At 50.6% G+C, this 6,944-nt stretch carries 3 protein-coding genes; 1 reads left to right on the top strand and 2 read right to left on the bottom strand.

Features of this window, described 5'->3' with window-relative positions; translation table 11 throughout:
• Positions 1-261 precede the first annotated feature (261 nt).
• Positions 262-3,132, top strand: a complete 2,871-nt coding sequence (gene rcsC, locus QZ506_RS11735; protein WP_291971249.1) for a two-component system sensor histidine kinase RcsC — start codon at positions 262-264, stop codon at positions 3,130-3,132.
• 78 nt (positions 3,133-3,210) lie between these two features.
• Here rcsC and rcsB read toward each other — a convergent pair whose 3' ends face one another.
• Positions 3,211-3,864, bottom strand: a complete 654-nt coding sequence (rcsB, locus tag QZ506_RS11730) for a response regulator transcription factor RcsB (RefSeq protein ID WP_291971247.1) — start codon at positions 3,862-3,864, stop codon at positions 3,211-3,213.
• A gap of 8 nt (positions 3,865-3,872) precedes the next feature.
• On the bottom strand, positions 3,873-6,533 hold the full coding sequence (gene rcsD, locus QZ506_RS11725) for a phosphotransferase RcsD (protein ID WP_291971245.1): 2,661 nt from the start codon (positions 6,531-6,533) through the stop codon (positions 3,873-3,875).
• Positions 6,534-6,944 lie beyond the last annotated feature (411 nt).

Genomic DNA, 6,944 nt, shown 5'->3' with positions numbered 1-6,944 from the left:
GCTGCGGGCGTACGCCGATGGCCACTTTACTCGATGGAAAACGGATCTGGGCAGAAAAGAATCTGAACCAGATGTAATCTGACAGACACCTGTATAAATAATCGGTAACTGTCAGATCAGGTCTGAGCTAGTACAAATAATCGCATGCTACACCAATGAAACAAAAGCCAGCACCTCAGATGCTGGCTTTTTTTATGCGCTCTCGGTACTGTATCGACACGCCTTTCCCCTGCAACCATTTACCTACTTGATGGAATAAATTTGAAATACCTCGCTTCATTTCACACGACGCTGAAAATTTCCCGCTACCCGTTCAGGGTGCTGGCGATGATGTTATGGATGCTGGGGGCGCTGATTTCCATCTTCTATTTCAGCAAGGTGCTCAACGATAAAGAAGCTGAGTTGCGCCTGGAATATAACCAGAGCTACGATCAGTCGCAGGAGTATATTCGTCGCACCACGGACATCGTGCGGGAATTACGCTATGTAGCTGTCAGCCGTGTCAATACGGCGCCCGCGCACGCTACGCCGTCTTCCGCAAATACCCTGCGTACACCGCTGCTTTCGCTCTATCCCTTAACCGCAGGTGCAGACTGTCAGGCTATCTATCAGACCCAAAAAGGGCAGTTGGATTCCGTCAGCGCTTTTTTTACCGATTGGCAGGATAACTTCTCCACGTTATATGATCTGAACCGGGTGTTTTTTGTCGATGGTGCCTGGCAGTGCATGATGGATTTCGGTATCCGCAATCAGGCACTGGATCGCGATAATTTGTTGCAGAACCTGCAAGAACGTTTTGCCGATAAAAAGCATGCGACGCAAGGCGAATGGCGCGATGAAACGGTGTATTGGATAACCCCGGCCTCCGATCCCGATATCGGCTATCTGTATGCCATTACACCGATTTATAAAGGGGATCGTCTGGAAACCCTGATGGGCATAGAGCAAACCATCCGTCTGGATGATTTTGTTGCCGCAGGCAAATTTACGGTCGGTGCCAAGCTGCTCGATCAGTTCAATCAGCCGTTGCTGCAATTTACCGATAAAGAGCGCAATGGCTCTATGACGTCCAGCTACCCGAACGATCGCACCTATTTTGGTTATGTGGACGGTTACGACGAAATTATCCTAAAGAAAGCCTTACCGCCAACTACCTTTAATATCGTCTATTTTATGCCGTTCAGCGTGCTGCTCTCGCAGTTAAACGCGCTGATTATCAATATCGTGTTGTTAAACCTGCTCTCTGCGCTGGTGCTGTTTATTCTCGCCTGGACATTCGAACGCAAGATGTTTCTGCCCGCGCAAATTAACGCCTTTCAGTTGGAAGAGAACGAGCAGTTTAACCGTAAAATCGTGGCCTCTGCGCCGGTAGGCATCTGTATTTTGCGCATCAGCGACGGCACTAACCTGCTTAGCAACGAACTGGCGCATAACTACCTGAATTTGTTAACCCATGAAGACCGGCTCAAGATCACGCGCATTATCTGTGAACAGCAATCAAAATATGTCGATGTGGTTACCAGCAGGAACCATCACTTGCAAATCAGTTTCGTTCATTCTCGCTATCGTAATGAAAATGTGGCTATTTGCGTGCTCTCCGATGTGAGCGCGCGGGTCAAGATGGAAGAGTCTCTGCAAGAAATGGCCAATGCGGCTGAACAGGCGAGCCAGTCTAAATCGATGTTTTTGGCCACAGTTAGCCATGAACTGCGCACGCCGCTGTACGGGATTATCGGTAATCTGGATTTACTCCGTACCAAAAGCCTGTCGAAAGATGCGAATCGATTGGCGGCAGCGATGAAGAACTCCTCGGCACTGCTGCTCAAAATCATCAGCGATATTCTCGACTTTTCCAAGATAGAGTCTGAACAGCTTAAAATCGAACCCGCTATTTTTACCCCACAGGAAGTGGTCCGCCACATCACCAGCAACTATCTGCCGCTGGTGGTGCGAAAAAATCTGACGCTCTACTGCTTTATCGATCCGTCGGTGCCGGCAACGTTGTCGGGTGATCCGGTACGTTTGCAGCAGGTGCTCTCTAATCTGGTGAGCAATGCGATTAAATTTACCGATACCGGCTGCATTATCTTTCAGGTGTGTTGCACCGACGGCTATCTCGAATTTTGGGTACGGGATACTGGCGTGGGGATTAACCCTCGCGAGGCGCTCAAGCTGTTCGATCCGTTTTTCCAGGCGGGTAGCGGCGTTCAGCGCCATTTTCAAGGGACCGGGTTGGGATTAGCCATCTGTGAAAAGCTGGTAAACCTGATGGATGGCGACATGTCACTGATATCGGAACCCGGGCTGGGCAGTCAGTTTGGCATTCGTATTCCGCTCTATCAGGCACATTACGACGTCCCGACGGTCAGCGATGCGCTCAGGCAGAAAATCTGCTGGCTGAGGATGCGTAATGCCAGTCTTGAGCACAACGCGCTCAGTTTACTGCAACAATATGGTCTCTCTGCGGCCCATTATTCTGACCAGACTGTTCATGAGGACGACATCGTCATCAGCGATTATCCACAGGCTACTCCGCCGCTTTCGCGCTGGAGCGTGCTGTTTAGTCACGTGCACATCGGCAGCGCTCAGGAGAGTGAGGCAGGGCGCTTGGTCATCAGCACCGCCGGATTGCCGGATTTACCGGCGCTGCTGGAACGCCTGTGCCGTAACAAAGACGGAGAAGAGGGGGCGCTGGCCGTGCCGAGTACACTTGCCCAAACGCACTATAACCTGGTGGACAATAGCGATATATTGATTCTGGTGGTGGACGATCATCCGATCAACCGTCGTTTGCTCGCCGATCAGCTTGGATCGTTGGGTTATCAGGTCGTTACCGCTAATGACGGCGTGGATGCGTTAAGCACGCTGGCAAAGCAAACGGCTGATATTGTGCTGACCGATGTCAACATGCCGAATATGGATGGCTATACGCTGACGCGCACCCTGCGCGCGCAACGCTGGGAAGCGCCCGTGATTGGCGTCACCGCCAACGCACTCGCGGAAGAACGACAACGTTGTTTGTCGGCGGGGATGGACAACTGTTTATCGAAACCGGTTACGCTGGATGTACTGCAACAGTGTTTGGCGCAGTACAGTCTTCAAGTGCGTGAACAGAGGAGTAGCGCAACGTAGGAGTGTTAGTGGTAACGTTCGTCGTTCCTGGGTCAGCAGGAACGACGGGGTAAGCGCGTGAAAGTGAAAACTCAGCGCTTACGCACTTTCTTCCGGTTCGGCTCCGTTGATGGAAGAGAGGTATTTCAGCAAGGCAATATCGTTATCAACACCCAGCTTGGTCATGGCAGATTTTTTCTGGCTACTGATGGTTTTGATGCTGCGGTTCAGCTTTTTAGCAATTTCCGTCACCAGAAAGCCTTCTGCAAACAGGCGCAGCACTTCGCTCTCTTTCGGTGACAGGCGCTTGTCGCCGTAACCGCTGGCGCTGATTTTTTCCAGCACCTTGGCAACGCTATCCGGTGTGAATTTCTTGCCCTTTTGCAAGGCAGCCAGCGCTTTGGGCAAATCGGTCGGTGCCCCTTGCTTCAATACAATACCTTCGATATCAAGATCCAACACCGCGCTTAAAATGGCGAGGTTGTTATTCATTGTCAGCACAATGATCGCCAGATGGGGGAAATGGCGTTTGATGTATTTGATCAGCGTGATGCCATCACCGTATCTATCGCCTGGCATGGATAAATCGGTAATTAAAACGTTGGCATCCAATTTCGGCAGGTGATTGATCAGCGATGTTGAATCTTCAAACTCGCCCACCACGTTAACCCACTCAATTTGTTCAAGCGATTTTTTAATGCCAAAAAGGACAATCGGATGGTCGTCAGCGATAATTACGTTTAAATTACTCATCGTTTTATTTACTCGTCTTGTTGGCCATTAGGCTGCAATAATACACGGACAAGTTCGTCGATCTCATCAATATCGTGTTTGATTTCTTCACTCGCCTGTTCGGTAATATGCCGCTCAAGTTGTTCACACAATTGTTTGCCAGGGCGCAAGTTTAGCATAGCAAACACCCCCTTAAGTCGATGCGCCGTTTGTGCCAGCGTTGAAAAGTCGCCTGTTTCTGCATCAGTATACAGTTTGACAATGTCGTCGGGTACCGTTTCAACGAACAGCGAAAAATAGTCGCTGGCTTTTAGTTGCCGGGCGTATTCGTGAATATCCGTCGGCGCAGCATCCTGCGTAGCGACCTCAAATTGTTGCTCAATCAAGGTCAATACTGCATCTTGCAGCAGCTGACTGATATTAAAATTGGTACGTAATCGACGCTGCGCCAGTAAGGTCACTTGGGTATCCTCACCGTTCACCAGCAGCGTGTTATCCGCCATTTTTGCTTCGTCATCGACAATACGCAGATCGAACTCTTGGGGCATCTGGCGCTCATCGGCGTTGACACATTCGGCCCCCCAACTACAGAGCAGGTGCTGCACGATAAGACGTACCTCATTGGCTGTGATGTCTAACAGCACCGTCATGTCTTCCAGCAGTTTTTCGTCTTCATCTACGCTGTTGGTGCTGGCGGGCAACGTGACCGTCAACTGATAGTGCGTGCCGAGATCTTGTTTACAGGAGATACTCAGCTCGCCGCCAAGCTTACGCGCGAGTTGATGGCACAAGAACAGTGCAAATCCAGAATTTTGTTGGGAGCGATCCGCCGATGGCACCGTTAGCCAGGGGTGGCGCAGATTATCCAGTTCTGCCACTGACATGCGGGTGCCAGTATCGCTGAGCAGGATAGCGAGTTTGTCCGCCTGCTCGGCATCTGCTTCCAGCGTGAGCGTTATCTTGCCGTAATCCGTATTGGTGATGGCGTAATCGAGCAGCAGCAGCAGCGCTTTTCGCAGCATGGTCATGTCGCCCACATACAAACGTTGTGGTTCTAAGCGGTAGTGATGAAACAGGTGCAGCCCTTTTTGGGAAAGACGCGGCAGACTCGCAAGCAGCAAGCTATCCATCATCGCAAGGGGAGAAAAGGGCACCACGTCCTGTTGCCATGTGTCACTGCCGAGCCGGTCATGGAGTGCAATATTATCCAGTAGCGCGATCGTTTGTGCCGCTTCATCTGAGGCTTTACGTAATAATCTGGTGCGAATATCGTCATCCGCTGTTTGTGCTAGGGACAGCAAATGTCTCTGTAAAGCCTGCATTGGCGTATGCAGCTCCTGACGAAGATTGGTTAATAGCCGTTGGCGCGCCAGCACGTTTTTGTCATATTCGCGCTGCGCCAATTGCATCTTCTTATGCACCAGGATTTCTTTATCCTGCTCGCGAATCAGAAACAGATTGTGCTCTGGCATCTGCGGGTGGCTGAACTGCAAAATCTCGTACATCTCGTTGTTAATGGTTGCCTGCACTACGCCCTGATGCTCGCGCGCCATCGCGGCGATTTTCTCCAAACTCAGGTGGGGCAACAGATGCTCGGCAATGGCGTTTTGTACCACCACGCGGTTGGCAGAAAAATCATAAACCAGAATACCAATCGGAACGCGTTTAACGATCTCCTGATAAAGCGCCTGCTGTTTCCGCAAGCGCGGTGACGGATCGTCGCGTGCATCGCGGTTGGGTTGACGCCACAGGTAGAACCCAGTCAGGGTTAGCGCCAGCAGCGCCAGATTTAGCAGCAGCAACCAGATATTATTACGCGCCATATCGGCAGCGAATTGCCGCAGAGGTAACTGGTAAACGATATTCACCGGCGCGTTAACCAGCGGTGCAGCCACCTCTAACAGCGAACCGTTTAGCTGAACGCGGGTCGTATCCTCGTTATTGATAAATGCTTCACTGCTGGTTCCCATGGTGTTCGAGCGCAGGATGAAATTGTCGCGCGACAGCGTATGTGGGATTAGATCGTTGATGGGCAAATCAAAGGCAATGATGGTCGCCAGATGGCCCGGCTGGTTTAAGGTGGTGCGCAGTGTAAAATAGTAGTCATTATAAAAGCGCAGCTTGCGGATGGGAGAGAAGCTCTCGCGTTCATCAAGCGCGTTTGACTGTTGCAGCATATCCGTGCGTCGGGCTTCGGCTATCGCGGTGATATAGCTGCCGCGAAACTGTGCGGAAATGTCTTTCAGTATCTGCGTGGAAATCATGCTCAGGCTGTTATCTACACCGTTGAGGTAGTACATGAAGTAGATATCGCTCTCGGCACCCCACAGGATATCGAGATAACGTGAAATCTTGCGCACCGCGCTCAGTGTTGATTTATCGTGCTGACCAAAGATAAGCGCATCGGTTTTCTGGCCGTTTTTTTCCACATAGAACACATCCGGCAGCAGACTGATGGCATTGACGCTGTCTTCTCCGTCAGCGGCGGCGGCGTTGTTCAGATTGCTATATATTTGGTAAGTGAAAAAGCGGTAGGTATCGATACGCTTTTGCACCCCAAGCGCGAGGGTGTTGAGCGTAGATTTCTTCTCTGCCAACCAGTTGTTCACGATATTGTAGCTCAGCGTGCCGGTTGTCAGCAGTAGCAACAGGGCGAACAAGGTAAGGTAGCGAAGCAGACTCGCAGGCATGATAACAGTTCCTACTTGGCAGAGCGTAAGACAAGAAAATGAAATGCATTGACCTCAGTCAGCAACCAATAAGGGCAACCTGCTCCTTGTGCGGTCTCTTTTGTCTCCGCGTTCTTGATTTGGCACTGCGCTTCTCGCGTTACTTTGCCCATGTTGCACGCACCACCTTCTCTTTGTCTGGTTCCCTTTTTATCATAACTTCCTCACTGAATCGAAATTTCCTTAATCCGGTAGGGTAACTTCCGATATTAATTGGAACAGTTAACCCTTTTTGGGCTTTGTTGAATAATAGGGAATAATGCTGTTATGACACGCCTGTTTTGGATTAAAATGCTGATCGCTCCGGGATGCATCACCACGCTCTGGATTTAACATACTGATTTTACGTCAAGGGAATCCGCAGCCTTTATG

Origin of the sequence: Candidatus Symbiopectobacterium sp., assembly GCF_020054415.1 — a bacterium.
In the GTDB taxonomy this organism is placed as follows: domain Bacteria; phylum Pseudomonadota; class Gammaproteobacteria; order Enterobacterales; family Enterobacteriaceae; genus Symbiopectobacterium.
This window is presented reverse-complemented; position numbering and strand designations above follow the sequence as displayed.

Bases quoted from the DNA above. Each gene is read 5' to 3' on its own strand.
- rcsB (WP_291971247.1), bottom strand. From the start codon at position 3,864: ATGAGTAATTTAAACGTAATTATCGCTGACGACCATCCGATTGTCCTT.
- rcsD (WP_291971245.1), bottom strand. From the start codon at position 6,533: ATGCCTGCGAGTCTGCTTCGCTACCTTACCTTGTTCGCCCTGTTGCTA.